This window comes from Streptomyces sp. AK02-01A, assembly GCF_033795305.1.
In the GTDB taxonomy this organism is placed as follows: Bacteria; Actinomycetota; Actinomycetes; order Streptomycetales; family Streptomycetaceae; genus Streptomyces.
This window is the reverse complement of the sequence record NZ_JARBAE010000029.1, coordinates 48,234-66,894: the sequence shown is the minus strand read 5'-3', so window position 1 is coordinate 66,894 and position 18,661 is coordinate 48,234. Positions and strand designations below refer to the sequence as shown.

The 18,661-nt window shown below is 68.5% G+C and carries 17 protein-coding genes; 11 read left to right on the top strand and 6 right to left on the bottom strand.

Annotated features, from left to right (window positions below):
* Nucleotides 1–42 precede the first annotated feature (42 nt).
* Both PV679_RS24275 and PV679_RS24270 read left to right on the top strand, forming a co-directional pair.
* A complete protein-coding gene (locus PV679_RS24275; RefSeq protein ID WP_319682500.1) occupies nt 43–1,284 on the top strand; it encodes a PP2C family protein-serine/threonine phosphatase in 1,242 nt (413 codons plus the stop codon).
* 88 nt (nt 1,285–1,372) lie between these two features.
* Nucleotides 1,373–2,368, top strand: coding sequence for a DUF1259 domain-containing protein (locus PV679_RS24270; RefSeq protein WP_319682499.1), 996 nt, complete (start codon nt 1,373–1,375; stop codon nt 2,366–2,368).
* A 216-nt stretch (nt 2,369–2,584) separates the two neighbouring features.
* Here the strand turns inward: PV679_RS24270 and PV679_RS24265 are convergent, their stop codons facing one another.
* On the bottom strand, nt 2,585–3,316 hold the full coding sequence (locus PV679_RS24265; RefSeq protein ID WP_319682498.1) for a chitinase: 732 nt from the start codon (nt 3,314–3,316) through the stop codon (nt 2,585–2,587).
* Nucleotides 3,317–3,493: 177 nt separating this feature from the next.
* Nucleotides 3,494–4,012: a lytic polysaccharide monooxygenase auxiliary activity family 9 protein gene (locus PV679_RS24260; protein ID WP_319682497.1), complete on the bottom strand. Its 519-nt coding sequence runs from the start codon at nt 4,010–4,012 to the stop codon at nt 3,494–3,496.
* Nucleotides 4,013–4,494: 482 nt separating this feature from the next.
* On the opposite strand from PV679_RS24260, the gene PV679_RS24255 reads away from it, so the two are divergent.
* From PV679_RS24255 to PV679_RS24245, 3 genes are all read left to right on the top strand, one after another.
* A complete protein-coding gene (locus PV679_RS24255) occupies nt 4,495–4,974 on the top strand; it encodes a hypothetical protein (protein ID WP_319682496.1) in 480 nt (159 codons plus the stop codon).
* Nucleotides 4,975–5,109: 135 nt separating this feature from the next.
* The gene (locus PV679_RS24250) at nt 5,110–6,666 is read left to right on the top strand and encodes a M1 family metallopeptidase (protein ID WP_319682495.1); all 1,557 of its coding nucleotides are present in this window, start codon (nt 5,110–5,112) and stop codon (nt 6,664–6,666) included.
* Between the two features lie 101 nt (nt 6,667–6,767).
* Complete coding sequence (locus PV679_RS24245) at nt 6,768–6,968, top strand: antitoxin (protein ID WP_319682494.1); 201 nt, start codon at nt 6,768–6,770, stop codon at nt 6,966–6,968.
* An 86-nt stretch (nt 6,969–7,054) separates the two neighbouring features.
* Here PV679_RS24245 and PV679_RS24240 read toward each other — a convergent pair whose 3' ends face one another.
* From PV679_RS24240 to PV679_RS24225, 4 genes are all read right to left on the bottom strand, one after another.
* Nucleotides 7,055–7,699 carry an endonuclease gene (locus tag PV679_RS24240; protein ID WP_319682493.1) on the bottom strand — a complete coding sequence of 215 codons (645 nt, stop codon included), beginning with the start codon at nt 7,697–7,699 and terminating at the stop codon, nt 7,055–7,057.
* A gap of 26 nt (nt 7,700–7,725) precedes the next feature.
* Entirely contained in the window at nt 7,726–8,025 is a 300-nt protein-coding gene (locus tag PV679_RS24235; protein ID WP_319682492.1) for a DUF4235 domain-containing protein, read from the bottom strand.
* Nucleotides 8,026–8,127: 102 nt separating this feature from the next.
* Nucleotides 8,128–9,705: a M81 family metallopeptidase gene (locus tag PV679_RS24230; RefSeq protein WP_319682491.1), complete on the bottom strand. Its 1,578-nt coding sequence runs from the start codon at nt 9,703–9,705 to the stop codon at nt 8,128–8,130.
* 48 nt (nt 9,706–9,753) lie between these two features.
* Complete coding sequence (locus PV679_RS24225; RefSeq protein ID WP_319682490.1) at nt 9,754–10,899, bottom strand: ROK family transcriptional regulator; 1,146 nt, start codon at nt 10,897–10,899, stop codon at nt 9,754–9,756.
* Between the two features lie 270 nt (nt 10,900–11,169).
* Between PV679_RS24225 and PV679_RS24220 the strand changes: the two genes are divergently transcribed.
* From PV679_RS24220 to PV679_RS24195, 6 genes are all read left to right on the top strand, one after another.
* Nucleotides 11,170–13,020 carry a peptide ABC transporter substrate-binding protein gene (locus PV679_RS24220; protein ID WP_319682489.1) on the top strand — a complete coding sequence of 617 codons (1,851 nt, stop codon included), beginning with the start codon at nt 11,170–11,172 and terminating at the stop codon, nt 13,018–13,020.
* Nucleotides 13,017–13,967, top strand: coding sequence for an ABC transporter permease (locus PV679_RS24215; RefSeq protein WP_319682488.1), 951 nt, complete (start codon nt 13,017–13,019; stop codon nt 13,965–13,967). Before PV679_RS24220 ends, PV679_RS24215 begins: the two co-directional genes overlap by 4 nt.
* Entirely contained in the window at nt 13,964–14,866 is a 903-nt protein-coding gene (locus PV679_RS24210; protein WP_319682487.1) for an ABC transporter permease, read from the top strand. The genes PV679_RS24215 and PV679_RS24210 overlap by 4 nt, the downstream gene beginning before the upstream one ends.
* Nucleotides 14,867–14,915: 49 nt before the next feature.
* Nucleotides 14,916–16,922 (top strand): ABC transporter ATP-binding protein, encoded by a 2,007-nt coding sequence (locus tag PV679_RS24205; RefSeq protein WP_319682486.1) that lies wholly within the window; start codon nt 14,916–14,918, stop codon nt 16,920–16,922.
* 156 nt (nt 16,923–17,078) lie between these two features.
* Nucleotides 17,079–17,627: a DoxX family protein gene (locus PV679_RS24200; protein ID WP_319682485.1), complete on the top strand. Its 549-nt coding sequence runs from the start codon at nt 17,079–17,081 to the stop codon at nt 17,625–17,627.
* Between the two features lie 248 nt (nt 17,628–17,875).
* Nucleotides 17,876–18,247 (top strand): SH3 domain-containing protein, encoded by a 372-nt coding sequence (locus PV679_RS24195; RefSeq protein ID WP_319682484.1) that lies wholly within the window; start codon nt 17,876–17,878, stop codon nt 18,245–18,247.
* Nucleotides 18,248–18,661 lie beyond the last annotated feature (414 nt).

The following is an 18,661-nucleotide window of genomic DNA, read 5'->3' as shown; positions in this document are numbered from 1 at the left end:
CTTTTCTTATGAAATGACCGATATGTGATGAAGTGGTGAACTATGGCCCAAGTTGATGGGAAGCCCGGCAGAGTCGACGTGGACCGGTCGGAAGGGTTCGGAGAGCGGCTGCTGGGTGTGCTGCTCGACCGGGCTCACCGGATGCCGCCGCAGCTCATCGCCCCGCTGATCGCGGAAGAAGTGGGCAGCATCGGTGGCCGCGATGTCTCGATCCTCCTGCAGGACTACGAGCAGCTCGTGCTGGTGCCGCTGCCCGGGAGGCGGCTGACCGTCGGCGAGCCTCAGCCGATCAGCGACTCTCCCGCCGGGACGGCGTTCCTGAGCGGAGCCGCGGTGGAGGTGCCGATCGACGACAGTGTGCGGATGTATCTGCCACTGCTGGACGGCAGTGACCAGGTGGGAGTGATGTGCCTGACCCTGGACGTCGTGGACGACGACGACCGGCGGCTGCTGCGACGGCTCGCCGGCCTGGTGGCCGACATGATCGTCACCAAGGACACCTACACCGACCAGTTCTTCCGGGCCCGGCGTCGCGCGCCGATGGGCGTGGCCGCGGAAATCCAGTGGTCCCTGCTGCCGCCGCTGATGATGTCCTGCCCGCAGGTCGAGGTGGCCGGGATCCTGGAGCCCGCCTATGACGTCGCGGGCGACAGTTTCGACTACGCGCTGAACGACGACATCCTGCATGTGGCCATGATCGACGCGATGGGACACGGCCTGGACGCCGCGACGATGGCGACGGTCGCCATCGGCGCCTACCGGCACGCCAGACGCGCCGACATCGACCTCGCCGGGATGTACGCGTTCATGGACAAGGCGATCGCCGATCAGTTCGGTCCCGACCATTTCGTCACGGCGCAGATGATGCATCTGAATATCGCGACGGGCCTGCTGCAGTGGGTCAACGCGGGTCATCCGGCGCCGCTGCTGATCCGTGACCACCGGGTCGTCCAGCAGCTTGAGAGCCCCACCACCCTGCCGGTCGGCTTCGGTGGCGACGATCCTCAGGTCAGCGAGCAGCTCCTGCGGCGCGGTGACCGGGTGCTGTGTTTCACCGACGGCCTCATCGAAGAGCACGAGGCCGGCGCGGCGCAGTTCGGCGAGGGACAGCTCATCGACTGCGTGAACCGCGTCGAACCGACCCAGGGAGGCGTGCGGGCGGTGGTGCGCTCGCTCTCCCACGCGCTGAAGCGGGAACGCGGCGGGAGCACCACCGACGACGCGACTCTCTTCCTCATCGAGTGGCGCGGGGACACCGCCGACCACCTCACGATCATCGACTGAGCCGGCCCTCATTACCCCATTCGCCCTAGTTGATAGTCAGGTCTCATCCTTTCTCGTGATTTCATCTGTTCACGGAGGTGCTCATACGATGAGCGGAGACCGACAGCAGGATACGTATACGCAGGCCACCACCCCGCGCCGCCAACTGCTGGCCGCGGCCGCGCTGGCGCCGGTGCTGGCCGGAGTGGGATACGCCGGCCACACCGACTCGACCGGAAACGCCGGCACGGGCAGCCGCCCGATGGAGCCGATACCCACCACCTTGGCCGACTGGAAAGGCGTCGCGAAGGCACTGGGCCGTCCCGGCAACATGATGCGCGATACGGCCTATCACACGGGCTTTCCGCGCGGAGATCTGCGTGTGGTGTCATACGGCATCACGGTCACACCGGGGCTCGCCCTCGGTTCGCACATGGCCTTCGTCCGCTACGACGACGGCAGCTCGATGGTGATGGGTGATCTGGTGATCGCCGAGAGCGAGCTGCAGCAGGTGACCGACACCCTGCAGGCACGGGGGATCGAGCAGACCGCGATCCACAAGCACCTGCTCGCCCAGACCCCTGACGTCTGGTGGACACACGTCCACGCGCACGGACGGGATCCGGTGGCCATGGCCCGTGGCCTGCGTGCGGCGCTCGACCGCACCGGAACTCCGCCGGCCGGGAAACCGGGCCCACCGAAGCCCGTAGATCTGGACACCGCGGGAATCGACGCGGCGCTGGGTATCCAGGGCTACAGCGACGACAACGTCTACAAGTGCGTCTTCGTCCGCCGCGAGACCGTCACCGACGGAGGCATGGTGCTGCCCGCCGGTGTGGGTTCGTCCACGGCGTTCAACTTCCAGCCCCTGGGCGGCGGCAGGGCCGCGGTCAGCGGCGATTTCGCCATGGTCGCCGACGAGGTCCAGGAAGTCCTCACGGCACTGCGCCGCGGCGGGATCAGCCTGGTCGAACTCCACAACCACGGGCTGACGGACGAACCACGTCTGTTCTTCACTCATTTCTGGGCCGTGGACGACGCCGTCGAACTCGCCAGGGCCCTGCGGCCGGCGGTGGCCGCCAGCAATGTCAGGCCGGCCGGTTGACCGTGTGCGTGCCGGTGACGGACGACAGCACCGGCCGGAGACGGCCCCGGCCCGCCAACACGGCTCGCTCGTACGCCCGATCAGTTCGCGGAGGCTTCGGCGACGCGATGAGACGTGGTGCCGCCGACGGTGAGCCGGCGGCACCACATCGCTCAGGTCCCTCGTCGCGCGCCCGCCTGGGATTACGAGACAGCCCTTACGGGTTCCGGTGTTGCGTCAGCAACCGAGATTGCCGCCCGGCTCGACTCCGAGGATCTGAGTGAAGCTCGTGTACAAGTCGATCCGGCTCTGCACCTGTGCCGGATTTCCGCCGTTGCATTCCAGGCTGCCATTGATACTGCGGATGGTCTCGCCGAATCCGGCGCCGTTCACGATCGCGTTGTGCGGGGTCATCGTGCCGGGACCGCTCTGTGTGTTCCAGTACCAGAGCCCGGTCTTCCACGCCACGGCGGAATCATTCTGCACAAGATCGGGATTGTTCAGCAGATCGATGCCCAGCGCGTCACCGGCGGCCTTGTAGTTGAAGTTCCAGCTCAGCTGGATCGGACCGCGGCCGTAATACTTGTCCTGGCCCGCCGGGCAGCCGTACGGCTGCGAAGCGTCGCAATAATGCGGGTAGTTCGCCGTGTTCTGCTCGACCACATGGACCAGGCCGCCCGTCTCATGGCTGACATTGGCCAGGAACGCCGCCGCTTCCTGCTTCCGTACGGTGTCACTTCCCGTACCGGAGAAGCCCGGATACGCGCTCAGTGCGGCGGTGAGACCGCCATAGCTGTAGAACGAGTTCCGGTTCGGGAACATCTGATTGAACTGGCCCTCACTGACAATGAAATCAGCGGCCTGTGTGCTCGGTGCGGTCTGTGCCGCGGAGGATGGTGCGAGAGACAGCAGACAGAACGCGGCGGCTGACGCGGTCGCGGTGAGCAGTCCCAGGATGCGCTGGCGCACGTGTCTCACTCCTTGGATGCGGCCGCCGTACGCGCGGCGACCCTATGCGTGCGTGTGGGGGGATTTCGGGCGCGCGTGCGCGTGCCGGCAGGCGGCCCGGTGGGGGAGAGGTGCGGTGCGGGTGAGCCCCGGGTGGGGTGTCGGGGCTCACCCGGCGGGAGTCCGCTCCGAAGTGGCTCAGCCGCCGACGTTCACGTCGATGCAGGCATAGAAGGCGTTGGTGGTGTCCGCGACGTTCCAGACCGCCAGTACCTTCTGCTTGCCGGACAGGCCGCCGAAGTTCACCTGATGGGTGACGGTCGCTCCCGGCTGCGCTCCGTTGTCGTTGAATTCGGCGATCTTCTGTCCGCCGGCGAAATACTGCCAGGTGCTGGTGGCATGACGCGCGGTCAGCTGCCACTGGAATGATGTCGTGCTGCCCACGGGCGTCACGGTCCATCCCTTGGAGTCGTCGTCGAGATCGGCGAACCGTGAGTTCCCGCCGCTGCAGCTCGTGAGGCCCTTGGGTCCTTCCACGCTCTGTGGTTCATAGGTGATGTCACCGCAGCTCACGGTTTTCGCGGCGCACTGAGCCTGCCTGCTGGGAGGCGAGGAGATATATCCATGGGCACTGGCGGAACTCGCGGGCAGGCTTATGGCGAGAGCCGGTGCGACGACCGCGCCGAGGGCAGCGGCCAGCTTCCTTTTCGAATGCACAAATACTCCTTCACATCAGGTCTTCCCGCGCGACACCGGATTGTGGGGAACCCGAATGCGGCGGGTCGGCCTCTCAAGTGTGGGGGCCAAGAGGCGCGAAGGGCGGCGGCAGATTCCCTATCCGTACGCATCGGAAATGACATTGCGTTCGGAAAGGTCTCGACCACTTGGCCTAGACCATACAGGTCGAGGTGTTCCCGTCAAGAGGGCCCCGTGACAGGGCAGTTGAGGCGACGGGGAGGCGAGGCGCGCCCAGTGGAAGCCTTGGAGGGATTTCTGAGTCGTAGTGGATAAAATGCCGACATCAGCCATGTCACGCATATGTTCAGGCCCTCTGGGAGAACGCATGAATTCGCCGAGCGGCTCGAATGTGAAAACGCCAGGAAGCCCGCTCCTCCTTCGAGTGGCCCTGCGGAAAACCACCCGCGCCGCGGGCCGTCCGCTCCCTAGGCTCGGGGTTCTCCGACCTGAGGGAGCCCGTGATGGAGATGCAGCCCGGCACGCAGCCCCCGGCCGTGGATGTCGCACAGCTCGCCTGGGCGGTGCTCCTGCTGGAGCAGGCACAACACCTCCTCAAGGCAGCCGAGGACTCCTGTCGGCTGCACTCCTTTCCCGGTACGGCGAACGAGCACCAGGCCGGGCTGTCGCTTCTCGCGGCGGGAGCGGCCGAGGCGGCCGTCACCATGGCCTCGGCCCTCGGCTTCGCCACCGCCGGTCTGGAGACCAAGGCGTCCTGGAAACTCCGCAGCGCTCGCCACCTCGGCAATCTTCCGGCCGGTATCGGCGGCGTTGACCGACCGCTGGAACCAGCCGTGGCCGACGCCCTCCTGCTGGTACGGCAGGTCGCGGAGATCTACAACCCGGACACGGCACGGGAGATCGATGTCGCGCTCGCCGCGAACGCTCCCACCTCGCCGCCCGCCGACCGGGACGCGCAGCGTGAGCGCCGAGACAGGACCTGACCGGGACATCGGCCGGACCGCCGTCCACGAGAAGTTGCCGCAGTAGCCCTCCGGGCGGATCCTGCTGACAGGGCTGTTCCTGTGGCACGAGTCCGACCGGCTTCTGGCCTCCATGGCACGAACCGAAAGAGACGCATGCGATACCGCACCCGAGTGACGGCACCCACGGCCGCACTCCTCGGCGCAGCAGCAGTACCCGTCCTCGCTCCGATCGCACGGGCGCGGAGCGCCGACGAGGACGGCACAACGGACGGCACACCGGGCGAGGAGGGCCTGGGCGACCCGGTCTATCCCCGCCTCGGCAACTCCGGTTACCGTGTCTCGGCCTACCGGCTGGACCTCACATACCGTCCCGGCACCAAGCTGGTCGACGCGAGCGTCACCATCAGCGCGTACGCCACCAAGGATCTCTCCCGCTTCTCCCTGGACTCGGTCGGTCTCGGCATCCACGGCGTGTGGGTCGGCGGCCGGAAGGCGGCCTTCGAACAGCGGCCGGACAAGCTCGTCGTCACTCCGGCGGCCCGGATCGAGAACCGCGCGAAGCTGGTCGTACGGATCGACTACACCGCCGATCCCCGCAAGCTCCGGGCGCCGGACAACGGCTGGGTGCCCACGCCCGACGGATTCGCCGTGGCCGCTCAGCCGGACCTGGCGCGCACGGTCTTCCCGTGCAACGACCACCCGAGCGACAAGGCGGACTTCCGCTTCCGTATCACCGTGCCCAAGGGCCTGACAGCCGCCGCGAACGGTTCGCTCGTCTCCACCCGGCGCGCGAAGAACGGCACGACCACATTCGTGTACCGGTCGCGCGATCCGATCGCCACCGAACTGGTGCAGATCACCGTGGGCGACTACCGGCTGACCGAGCGGCGCGGACCTGGCGGGATGCCGTTGCGCGATGTCGTACCGAGGGGCCGCGCCAAGGCCCTTGAGCCGGCCCTCGCACTGACGCCCGGTCAGCTCCTGTGGCTGGAGCGGCGGCTCGGCCGCTTCCCGTTCGAGACGTACGGCCTGCTGCCCGCCAACACCGACGATCCGGCCGCCTTCGACTTCACGGGTCTGGAGACCCAGACCCTGACCCTCTACAAGCCGGGCTTCCTGCTGCAGAAGGAGAGCCAGATCGCTCCGCACATGGTGCACGAGCTGGTCCACAGCTGGTTCGGCAATATGGTCTCGCCCGCCACCTGGGCCGATCTGTGGCTCGACGAGGGTCACGCGGACTACTACGCACTGCTGTACCGCTACGAGCGCGGCTGGCCCGACTCGCTGGGCCTGGCCACCATGGAAGCCCGGATGAAGGACGTGTACTCACGCGGCGACCAGTGGCGCAAGGACTCCGGCCCGGTCGCCGCACCGACGGCGTCCAGCCTGTTCGACAACCAGCGCTACGCCGGTGGCTCGCTGGTCCTGTACGCCTTGCGGACACTGGTCGGCGAGGACAAGTTCACTCGTATCGAGCGGGCCTATCTCGACCGGTACCGCAACTCCAACGCCGCCACGAACGACTACATCACGGTGGCCTCGGAGGTGTCCGGGCGGGATCTCTCCGGCTTCCTCAACGACTGGCTCTACGGGACGAAGACACCACGGATGCCCGGCCATCCGGACTGGACCGTCACGCCGCCGAGCACCGTCGCCACTCGCCGGGAGCAGCGCCGCTCGCCGAAGGACCTGGCGAGCGCGACGCTCTGACCGGAAGCACCGGCCGCGGAACGGTCAGTTCCGCAGCGGATGCGGAATCGGCGGGCAGCGGCGAAGGTGGGAGTGATCACGTTTCGAGCGAGGAGCCGAACATGTCGATGCTCGACAAGCTGAAGGGCCTCATCAAGGGGCACGAGGACACGGCCCGCCAAGGGGTGGAGAAGGGCGGTGACGCGTTCGACCGGAAGACGCAGAACAAATACAGCGGCCAGGTCGACACCGCTCAGAAGAAGATGGATGAGCAGCTCGGCAAGCAGGATCCGCCGTCCGGCCACCGTCCGCCGCAGAGCTGACGCCCGCCGTCCCGCGCCGCGCGTATGCCGCTGGACCGCCGACGCACGATCGGCGGTCCAGCGGCATACGCGCGGAGGCCGGCGCGTCAGGCGGTCTTCGCCGGTTCGCTCTTCTTCTCCAGAGCGACTCGAACCAGCGCGTCGGCGAAGGTGGCCGGGTCGGTGTCACCGCTCAGCCGCGCGAGCTCCTCGGGCTCGCCCGGCAGCCCGAGGCGGCGCGCTCCCTGGAGCGCCTTCTCGTCCAGGTACGGTGCGATCTCCGGCCAGACGCCCTGCACCTCGCGCAGGAAGATGTCCGCGCCGACGGGACCGAGGCCGGGCACCTCCTGGAGGAGGTCGCGCAGGGCGTCGATGTCCTTGCCCGCCGCATCGCGCATCCGGCGCAGATCGCCGCCGTACTTGTCGAGAAGCAGCTCGGCTCCCTCGCCGAGCTGTGTCGCCGTACGTTCGTCGTAGCGGCGGTATCCGCCCTCGCCGAGTGCGTCCACCCGCTCCTGCCATGTGGCGTCGGCCATGCGCCGGGCGTTGCGCAGACCGGCGCCGGTGAGCGCACGGGAGGCCGCGAGCGCGATGTCACTGCGGATTCTGGCGCTCAGCAGGCAGGCCAGCACAAGGGACTGGTAGAGCGGCTGTGGAGTGTCGCGGATATGGATGCGGGCTTCGTCCGCGTAGGTACGGCCATGGGTGTCGAGCAGCTCTCGCACGGCCTCCTGGTCGCTGGTCTTCGCCACCACACACCTCCGTGGACAGCCCTTGGTCAATCCCTGCCGCCCTTGCCATTGTCACTCGGCCAGGTCCCGGTCGCACGCTCGATGGCCTTGGCTCCCGAGCGGTCCACGGCGCTGCGCACGACCGCGAAAATCGCGCCCTGGACGGCGGCCGCCAGCAGCACCTCTCCCCAGCCGCGGTCGCGGTCGAGTGCGTCCGGGGCGTCGTCCTCGTGCCGCAGCGCCTTCCATGTCGTCTGGAACGCCAGGCCCGCCAGCGCTCCGCCCGTCCATCCCAGGACGAACCCGATCGGCCTGTAGGCGAGCGTGAGTTTCTGTTTCTTCCTCACCCGCGTCTCCCTTCGCTGACGGCGGCCGTGTCCGGCCGGTTCCGCGATACAGGAGGCGAGTGCCCGCCCGGCACGGATACACACAGGTGCCCGCCGTGGTGCCTACAGCAGCACCGGCGTCAGGTCCGGGCCGGAGCCGTCCTCGTACGCGTCCTCGTCGAACGGATACAGCGGCCGCTCGACCCGGTGGTGGCCCAGGCGCAGCAGATCCTGGTCGACTCCGCCGGGCGTGAGCGCGAGCAGCCAGTCGGCCGCCATGTCGTACAACTCCGGCTCCAGATAGCCGATCTTGACGACGACCAGGTCGAAGGTGCGCGGGTCGATGCCGAGGCCGCCCTCGGCCGGCCCGGTGAAGTCCGCGATCGTGTGGAACGGCTTGCGGCGCTCGGTGACGACGACGGTGAGGCCGCCGGTGGTGATCGCCGCGAGGTCGCAGCCGAGGTCGTACGCGCCGCCCTCCGCCCGGTCGGTCCTGTCCGCGGCGCGCTGGAGTCCGGTCACGATGCCGGTCAGCCGGTACGGGCCGCCATGGTTCGGGTCCACCTTGCCGCCGACGTCGAGTGTGACGGTCGCGCCGAGACCGGCCTCGAAGCAGGCCCGTACGGCGACGGGATCGGTGATGCCCGGGTGCACGGCGGTGACCCTGCCGGAGGCGATCTCCTCGCGGTCGAGCAGTTTGCCGAGCATATGAGCGAGATCACCGGCGCCGCCCGCCGTGGGATTGTCGCCGGAGTCGCTGATCAGAAACGGACGCCGGTCGGAGGCGACGGCCTGGGCGACGCACTCCTCCGCGGTGCCGGTCGGGCCGACGAAGCGGAAATCGCGACGGACGTCCCAGTACTGCCGCGCCAGTGACTCGGCCTCGGCGACGGCGAGTCCGGCGTCGTCGCCGGTGACGACGACCGCCGCCCGGCAGCGCGGCTCGTCCGCCCAGGCGTATCCCACCCACACCGACGCGTCGACGATTCCGGGCTTGGCCTCGATGGCGGCGAGCCGTCCGTACAGACCCTTGGCGGGTTCCAGCCGCGTGCTGGTCTTCTCACCGGGCAGCAGTACGGGAACCTGCACCCAGGCGCGATGCGGACGGCGTGACTCCGCGGGCAGCCGCAGCCGCTCGACCAGCTTGCGCGCCGCGCGCTCGCGGGTGTCCCAGGCGTCCTCGTGCGGCGCGAGCCGATGGGCGGTGAGCAGCTCGACCCGCTCGGCGAACCGGCGTGAGACATTGCCGTGGAGATCCATGGCGGCCGAGATCATGGGCCGGCCGCGCACAGGATCCTCGGGAGTACCGACCGCGTCGAGGGCGGCCCGTACGGCTTCGGTGAGATCACCTTCGGCGTCGGTGAGGCCGACGACGCTCATCGCGCCGTGGATGTCGTACACCAGGCCGTCGAGTGGGCCCGCGGCCCGGACGCGCGTGACGAGTTCGTCCTTGAGCAGCAGATACGACTCCGCCTCCACCGGGCCGCCGGGCAGGGCGGTGGCGTGCAGCAGCGGGACCCACTCCACGTGCGCGGCGAGGTCCGCGCCGGGCCGGGTCCAGGTGTAGCGGCCGAGGAGTTCCGTGCCACGGGTCTGCCGGAAGTCGTCCGCGGTGGAGCGGTGCGGACAGAAGGTGGACGACTCGATGCCGATGCCGCCGATGGCGATACGCAGACGGCGGGAGGGAGCGGCGCTGGTCATGGGAGTGCTCTCCGGTCGAGGACGGGTTGTGGGTGTACGGCCGAAGGCTCAGGAGGCTTCCGGGTGCGGGAGTGTCTCGCGCAGCACGGTCAGTCCCGCGCCCAGCAGCCCCGCGTCGGGTCCCGTGACGGTGGTGGTGATCTCAAGACCCGCTGTGGCCATCGGCAGACAGCGTTCGTAGAGGACGCCTCGCACCGAGGCGACGAGTGGTTCAGCGGCGGCCAGGGCGCCGCCGAGGACGACCGCCTGCGGATTGAAGAAGTTGACGACGACGCTCAGCACCGTGCCGATGTGCCGGCCGGCGGCCCGGACCAGTGTGGTCGCGTACGGATCGCCGTCGGACACCAGGCGCAGCAGATCGGCCGTGCCGTCCACCGTCGGTCCGTGCAGGGCGAGTTCGCGTTGCAGCGCCGCGCCGCTGGCGACCGTCTCCAGACAGCCGATATTGCCGCAACTGCACGGACGTTCCTGAGCGGCGTCCACGCGTACATGACTGATGTCACCGGCGCAGCCGTTGGCGCCACGGTGTGCGCGGCCCGCCGAGATGACACCGCAGCCGATGCCCCGGCCGATCTTCACGACCACCAGATGGTCCAGATTCTGACGCACCGTCAAGTGTTCGCCGACGGCCATCAGAGTGGCGTCGTTGTCGACGGTGACGGGCAGCCCGAGGCGCTCCGTGAGGACCTCGCGGAGCGGGAACCGGTGCCAGCCGGGCATCCGGGAAGGAGCCAGCACACGACCGGAGGCCACATCGACAGGGCCGGGAAAGGCGACACCGACGCCTGTGACGGTGCGGCCCGCCTCGCGCTGGCGCTCGGCGAGCGCGGTGAGCCTGTCGACGAGCCAGTCGACGGCCGGTTCGGGACCGGCGGTGAGGTCGTGGCTGTGTTCGGCGGCGTCCATGACCGTGCCGTCGAGTCCGACGGCGGCCATCCGGCCGTGGTGGGAGCCGAGATCGGCGGCGAGGGCCACGCCGTCGTGCCGAGTGACCCGCAGCAGCCGAGGCCGGCGGCCGCCACGGGAGACGCCCTCGCCCGACTCCGTGAGCAGTCCGGCCGCGACGAGTTCCTGTACGCGCAGCGAGACCGTCGACGCGGCCAGACCCAGTTCCCGTACAAGATCGGCCCGGGAGGCCGCCACGCCGGAGGACACCAGGCGCAGGATGTCCTTGGCCGAGGCGCTGTCCGTCATCTCAATCCCTTGCCTTGCTTCGAACTGTCGAATTAAGTTCGCGTTTCCTCGATGTAAGTTAGCGATCTCGTCGCGACTTCCGCCAGAGGTGCAGGGAAAGTCTTTGTCAAAGCGATCGGACAATTGTCTTTGATACTGGCATTTTCCCTGTCCGGGAGGGTCGGACTCCCGGCTGTGGCCCTTGACTTACTTTTCTTGTCGGTCCTAACTTTCAGGCGTCTCGGGCCGATCGCCGTGTCGGCTCTCCGCCGGACCGATGGAGGCCCACCCATGCGCCCAGGGCGCTCACCCGCGCGGCTTCGCGCACTCGCCGCGGCGGTCACCGGGGCAGTGCTCGTCGCGGTGCTGGCCGGCTGTACGCAGGACGGCGGCCGGATCGACATGGCTCCCACCGGCGGTGTCCCCGTGCGCGGCGGCACCGCGACCATGGCCCTGCCGCCGGCCGCGACCCCCAACTGGATCTTCCCCATCGGCGCGCCCGGCTACGGCGCCGCCTACAACTACGCGATCCAGTCGCTGCTCTACCTGCCGGTGTACGACGCGGTGAAGCGGGACGGCGCGCTCACCACCACCGGCCCCAACACCCTTGGCGGCAAGCCCGTCTACAGCGACGGCAACAAGACCGTCACCGTCCCGCTGCGCGAGGACATCACCTGGTCCGACGGACGGCCGGTGACGTCACGGGACATCGAGTTCTGGTTCAACCTGGTGAAGGCCAACAAGGCGGACTGGGGCAACTACTCGGTCGGCACCATGCCCGACAACGTCAAGCGCTTCGAGACCGTCGACGCGCACACCGTACGGCTGCGGCTGGACCGCGCGTACAACCCCGACTGGTTCACCGCCAACCAGCTCACACTGATGCGCGCGCTGCCGCAGGCCGCCTGGGACGCGAAGAGCGACGGCGGGAAGACCGGTGACTGGGACCGCACCACCGCCGGAGCCAAGGCCGTGTTCGCCCGGCTGACCCGGCACTCCAAGAGCCTTGGCTCCTATGCCACGGACCCGCTCTGGAAAACCGTCAACGGCCCCTGGAAGATAGCCGAATGGCGGGACTCCGGCCAGGTCTCCCTCGTACCGAACCCCAAGTACACCGGCGACGACCGGCCGTATCTCGACCAGGTCGTCCTCAAGCCCTTCACCACCGCCGACTCCGAATTCAATGTGCTGCGTTCCGGCGGGGTCGACTACGGCTACATCCCGCCCTCCGTGCTGGCGCAGAAGGCGAAGTTCGAGAGCCGCGGCTACCGCGTCGACCCGTGGGAGGGCTGGGCGGTCACTTATATCGTCTACAACTTCAACTCCTCGCACGCGGGCCCGGAGATGAGGCAGCTCTACATACGCCAGGCCATGCAGCACCTCGTCGACCAGCGGGCCATGAGCGATGTCGTCTGGCAGGGCAGCGCCGATCCGACGCTCGGCCCCGTGCCCGCCACGCCGAAGACGCAGTACCTCTCCGAGGCCATGGAACGGAACCAGTATCCGTACTCCGTGAGCAGGGCCCGGACACTGCTGACCGGACACGGCTGGAGCATCCGCGACGGTGAGGCCCGTTGTGTACGTCCCGGTACCGGCGCCGGTGAGTGCGGAGCCGGCATCCGGAAGAACGCGCCGCTCCAACTCACACTGCTCTCGCAGTCGGGCTCCACCGAGACGACAAACATGATGCAGGAGCTGAAATCCTCCCTCAGCAAGGCCGGTATCGACCTGACGATACGTCAGCAGCCGCTCAATTCCGTCCTCGGCAACTCCGTGCCCTGCAAGGCGGGAGAGCCCGGCTGCGCATGGGACATGTCGTTCTTCGGAACGGCCGGAAGCTGGTACTACCCGCTCAACCCGAGCGGTGAACAGCTCTTCTCCACCGGAGCCTCGGCCAACTTCGGCAACTACTCCGACCCGAAGGCGGACCGGCTCATCCGCGCCGTGCAGTACTCGGCGGACCCCAACGCCACACACGCGTACGGCGAATATCTCGCCCGGCAACTGCCCGTCATGTGGATGCCCAACCCCGCCTACCAGGTCTCCGTCATCCGCAACGACCTGCGCGGCGTCGACCAGAACCCGACCGTCACCATCGCTCCTCAGGACTGGTACTACGTCAAGAAGGGAGCCGATCAGTGACCGGCTTTCTCGTCAAACGCCTGCTCCAGGCGGTGGTCGTCCTCTTCCTGGTGTCGGTCATCGTCTTCGTCCTGCTCCATCTGCTGCCCGGCGGACCCGCCCGCGCCATCCTCGGGCCCAAGGGCACTCCGCAGCAGATCGCGCACTTCAATGACGTACAGGGCTACAACCAGTCCCTGCCCCTGCAATATCTCGCCTATCTCAAACGCCTGCTCACCGGCGACCTGGGAGAGTCCTACAAGCTCAACCAGCCGGTGGCCGATCTGCTGGTCCAGCGGCTGCCCAAGACGCTGGTACTCACCGCGCTCGCCACCCTGCTCGCCGTGATCATCGCGATCCCGCTCGGCCTGGTGCAGGCCGTGCGCCGTGGGAAGACGACCGACTATCTGCTCACCGGCGCGGCCTTTCTCGCCTACGCCACCCCGGTTTTCTTCCTCGGACTGATCCTCATCATCGTCTTCAGCCAGACACTGCCGCTGTTCCCCGCCGAGGCACCGCAAGGAGAGTCCGTCTCATCCCTCTTCAGTGGGTTCTCCGGCATGGTGCTGCCCATCGTCACCATGGCACTCGGCATCATCGCGATGTTCAGCCGCTACATGCGCTCCGCCACTCTCGACAACCTCACCGAGGAGTACGTACGCACCGCGACGGCCAAGGGCCAGTCCCGCCGGCGGATCCTCGTGAAGCATGTCCTGCGCAACGCGCTCATCCCGCTCGTCACACTCCTCGGCCTGTATCTGCCGACGCTGTTCAGCGGCGCGCTGGTCGTCGAGGCGATGTTCAACTACCCGGGAATGGGCCTGCTGTTCTGGAACGCCGCGCAGGGCTCCGACTTTCCCGTCCTGCTCGGTGTGACGCTGGTCGTCGGCGTCGCCACCGTCGTCGGATCGCTTCTGACCGACATCGTCTACGCCGTTCTCGACCCACGGATCCGGAGCGTCTCATGAGCACCGCCGCTGTCGTGGCGCCCGGCCACGAGGACGCCGACCTCGCCACTCCCTCCCTCGCCCGCCGCACTCTCCGGGTCTTCACCGGCAACAAACTGGCCCTCACCGGTGTGATCGTGCTCGTACTGCTGCTGGCCTTCTGCTACCTCGGCCCGCTGATCCATCCCACCGACCAGGTCCACACCGACCTGTCCCGGGCCAACCTGCCGCCCGGCAGCCCGGGGCATCTCCTCGGCACCACCGACCTCGGCTACGACCTGCTCGGCCGACTGATGACGGCCGGCCGGTCCTCGCTGGAAGTCGGCCTCGCCGCCGGGCTGCTGGCCACGCTCTTCGGTACGGTCTGGGGCGCCGTCTCCGGCTACTTCGGCGGCTGGACCGACGCGGTGATGATGCGTGTCACCGATGCCGTGCTCGCCATTCCCGCGATGTTCCTGCTGGTGGTCGTCGCGGCGATCATCACGCCCAGCGAGGGCGTCCTTGTCATGATCATCGCGGCGGTGGCCTGGCTGTCACCGGCCCGGCTGGTCCGCGGCGAGGCGCTCGCCCTGCGCGACCGCGAGTACGTCCAGGCGATGCGGATGATGGGCGGCGGCGGCGTCCGCGCCGTGTTCCGGCACATCGTGCCCAACGCCATCGGCACGGTCATCGTCAACTGCACCTTCCAGATAGCCGACGCCATCCTCTACGTCAGCTATCTGGCGTTCCTCGGCCTCAGCGTCCCGCCGCCCGCCACCGACTGGGGCTCGATGCTCTCCGCCGGCATCACCTACACCCAGAACGGCTACTGGTGGCTGATCTTCCCGCCGGGCATCGCCATCGTGCTGGTCGTCGGCGCCTTCAACTTCATCGGTGACGGCCTCCGGGACGCCTTCGAAGTGCGGCTCCAGAAGAAGTAGCTCCCGCCTGCCCGCCCTTTAACCGCCGCACCGTCCGGAGGAACCATCCATGACCGATCCGCTGCTCCGGATCGACGATCTCCACGTCGACATAGCGACCCGCGACCGCACCGTCCACGCACTCGACGGAATCAGCCTCGATCTGGCCCCGGGCGAAGCCCTCGGTGTGGTCGGCGAGTCCGGCTGCGGAAAGACGATGACCGCACTCAGCGTCCTCGGCCTGCTTCCGGCCGGTGGCGTCGTCACGGCGGGCCGGATCCTCTTCGACGGGCGGGATCTCGCCGCCGGAGGCGAACGCCTTCTGCGTGATGTCCGCGGCGACACCATCGGCATGGTCTTCCAGGATCCGCTGACCTCGCTCAATCCGACCATGACCATCGGCGCCCAGGTCGCCGAGCCTCTGCTGCTCCACCGCGACGTGACCAAACGGGAGGCATGGGCCAGAGCGGAGGAGATGCTCGGACTCGTCGGGATGCCGCGACCGGCGGAGCGGATGAGGAACTATCCGCACCAGCTCTCCGGCGGTATGCGCCAGCGAGTGGCCATCGCCATGGCGCTGGTCTGCGAGCCGAAGCTCCTGATCGCCGACGAACCCACCACCGCCCTCGATGTGACGACACAGCACCAGATACTCGAACTCATCGGCGATCTGCGCTCCCGCCTCGGCATGGCGATGATCCTTGTCACCCATGACCTCGGCGTCATCGCCAACCGCGTCGACCGGGTCGCCGTGATGTACGCGGGCAAGGTCGCCGAGACGTCCGGCGTACGGGATCTCTTCGCACGACCCCGGCACCGCTACACCGAGGCACTGTTCGCCGCACTTCCGGAGAAGGCCCTCGCCGGCGCCACCGAACTGCGCACCATCCCCGGGCTGCCGCCCAACCTCGCCGTTCCTCAGCACGGCTGCCGCTTCGCCGCGCGCTGCTCGTACGCCACCGAGATGTGCCGCTCGCAAGAGCCCGCGCTGAGCGACGGAGACCACCGGTTTGCCTGCTTCCATCCCGTGCCCGAGGACAGCGGCGCGGAGCGCGAGGACGCGCCGTCCGCCGCCGTCCGGCCGGCGGTCGTCGTACCGTCCGGCGCGGCGCTGCTGGAGATCACCGATCTCCGTAAGGATTTTCCGCTGACCGGCGGTCCGTTCTCCCGCGGTCGCGGCACGGTCAGCGCCGTCGGCGGGGTCACCTTGACGGTCAGGAAGGGCGAGACCTTCGGCATGGTCGGCGAGTCCGGCTGTGGCAAGACCACCCTCGGGCGGCTTGTCGCGGGACTCGAAACTCCCACCTCCGGCTCGATCGCGTTCGAAGGCCGGGACCTGGCGGGAATGGACCGTGGCCGGCGCCGTGCCCACCGCCGGAAGATACAGCTGATGTTCCAGGACTCCACCGCCGCCATGGACCCGCGTATGCGCGTCGGAACCATTCTGCGCGAGCCACTGGTCATCCAGGGAGTGGGCGACCGCGCGGAGCAGGACCGTACCGTCGGAGAGCTGCTCGACGCGGTCGGTCTGCCGCGCGGCGCGGTCGAACGCTATCCGCACGAGTTTTCGGGAGGCCAGCGACAGCGGCTCGGCCTGGCGCGCGCGTTGACGCTCTCGCCGGAGCTGATCGTCGCCGACGAGCCGGTCTCCGCGCTCGATGTCTCCGTCCAGGCACAGATCCTCAACCTCATGCGGGATCTCCAGCGGGACCTCGGTCTGACATATCTCCTCATCTCGCACGATCTGGCCGTCGTCCGCCATCTCGCCGACACGGTCGGTGTGATGTACCTCGGCAAGCTCGTCGAGGCCGGCCCGGCCGAGCGGATCTACGCCGGTCCACTGCACCCGTACACCCGTGGTCTCCTCGACACCGTCAATGTCCCGGAACCGGACCGGGCCGGCCCCGTCCGCGCGCCGCTCGGCGGCGAGACGCCGTCCGCGGCGCACCCGCCGTCCGGCTGCCGGTTCCGTACGCGCTGTCCGCTCGCACAGGACATCTGCGCCGAGACCGAACCGCCGGCGAGCGTCCCGGCGGGCGCGGGGCACCAGGTCGCCTGCCACTTTCCGCTGGTCTGATCCGGTACGTCACGTCGGGGCGCACGCCGGTGTCCCGCGCGGTGTCCGGGCCGTCACCGGCGGATCACCCGTACGGCCCAGCATCGCTGCCCTCTCGGCCTCCGGGCCGCCGAGAGTGGAGGGGTACGCCCTCGTCCCCGACATCCGGAGCCCGCGATGATCTGTCAGAACCGACGCGACCTCGGCCTGCTCGCCCTGCGGCTCGGCACCGGAGCGGTACTCGCCGCGCACGGCACCCAGAAACTGTTCGGGTGGTTCGGCGGCGCGGGCATCGAAGGGACCGCCCAGGGCATGGAGGCCATGGGCTTCCGTCCCGGCAGAGCCAGCGCGGTCGCCGCCGGGCTCGCCGAGGCCGGCGGCGGGACGCTGCTGGCCCTGGGCCTGGCCACCCCGGCGGCGGGAGCGGCGGTGGTGGGCGAGATGGCGACGGCTGCCTCGGTGCACGTTCCCAACGGTTTCTTCAACCAGTCGGGCGGCGTCGAGTATCCGGCCCTGCTCGGCTGGACCGCTGCTTCCCTCGCGGTCATGGGCGCGGGCCGCTACTCGCTCGACCATGTCACCTGCTACCGCCTCGACCGGCCCTGGATGGTTCCCGTGGCGCTCGCGGGGAGCGCGGTCGGGGCGGCCCTGGTCATCTGTAGGCGGACCCGGGCGACGGCGGCCGCCCAGGACGCGAAGGACGACAGTCCGGGTGCGGAGGGCTGACAGCCGCCGTCCACGCGGTCCGGTGGGACCGCGCACAGCGCCGGCTCGAACGGAAGCTCGTCGCACGGGAATTGATTCCGGCCAGGATGGAGGTGAGTGACGGCGCGTACGACATCGTGTCTGCTTTTCGTACGAAGACGCGCACTCCTGTTCACGTTTGGCATCTCGTCCGAGTGACGGTTCTTCCTGCGTCTGGTCACCATGCCGCCCGGCATGTCATAAAAGTGACCCCGACAAGGGAGGAAATCATGCACAAGCTGGGCATCAAGCGTCGAGTCACCACAACCTTCGCCGTACTCGTGGTCGCTGGTTCCGGAGTCCTGGCCGCCACTCCGGCCAATGCCACCACTCCCGAAGCCACCGCCTCAGCCTCCTGGCCGGCTCTTCCCAAGGGAAAGGTGGTCTCAAGGATCACACTGAACATCCGTGAGGACCCGACCACGAACTCCCCGTCCCTGGGCGGACTCCGGCCGGGCGCGATCGTTGCCCTGGACTGCAAGGTCAGGGGACAGAATGTGAACGGCAACAACCTCTGGTACCTGCTCGCGGACGGAGCGCCCGGCTATGTCGCGGCCCGTTACGTCCAGAACCTGTCGTACGTGCCGTACTGCGACGACTGACGGATCCGGGCCGCGAGAGATCCGACCGGCGACGTTCATCCTGACAACCGCCCGTCCACGTAGCGGAGTTGCTCCAGCCGACCGCTGGAGATCTCAGTCGGCGTTCCGGCCGGCGCCTCCGCCGGAGAGCATCCGATGATGCCTCCCGGGACGGGACGCATTCGGCGGGTGTACCGGGCCGCGCGCCCCGCCGGTGCACATGGACAACGAGCAGCGCGCTCCTCCGCCCTGACGATCATCCCGGCACCGGGCCGGTGACGAGGGCTTCAACCAGATGAGACATCCGGCCGGATGAGACGGCCAGGTGGGATGTCCGCCAGTGGGACGTCCGGCAACCACGCGCGGCCGGTTGCCGGCGTTCCGGGCTCGGCCCGAGCGATGCGCCGAACACCATGGGGAAGGTCGGAGACAGTC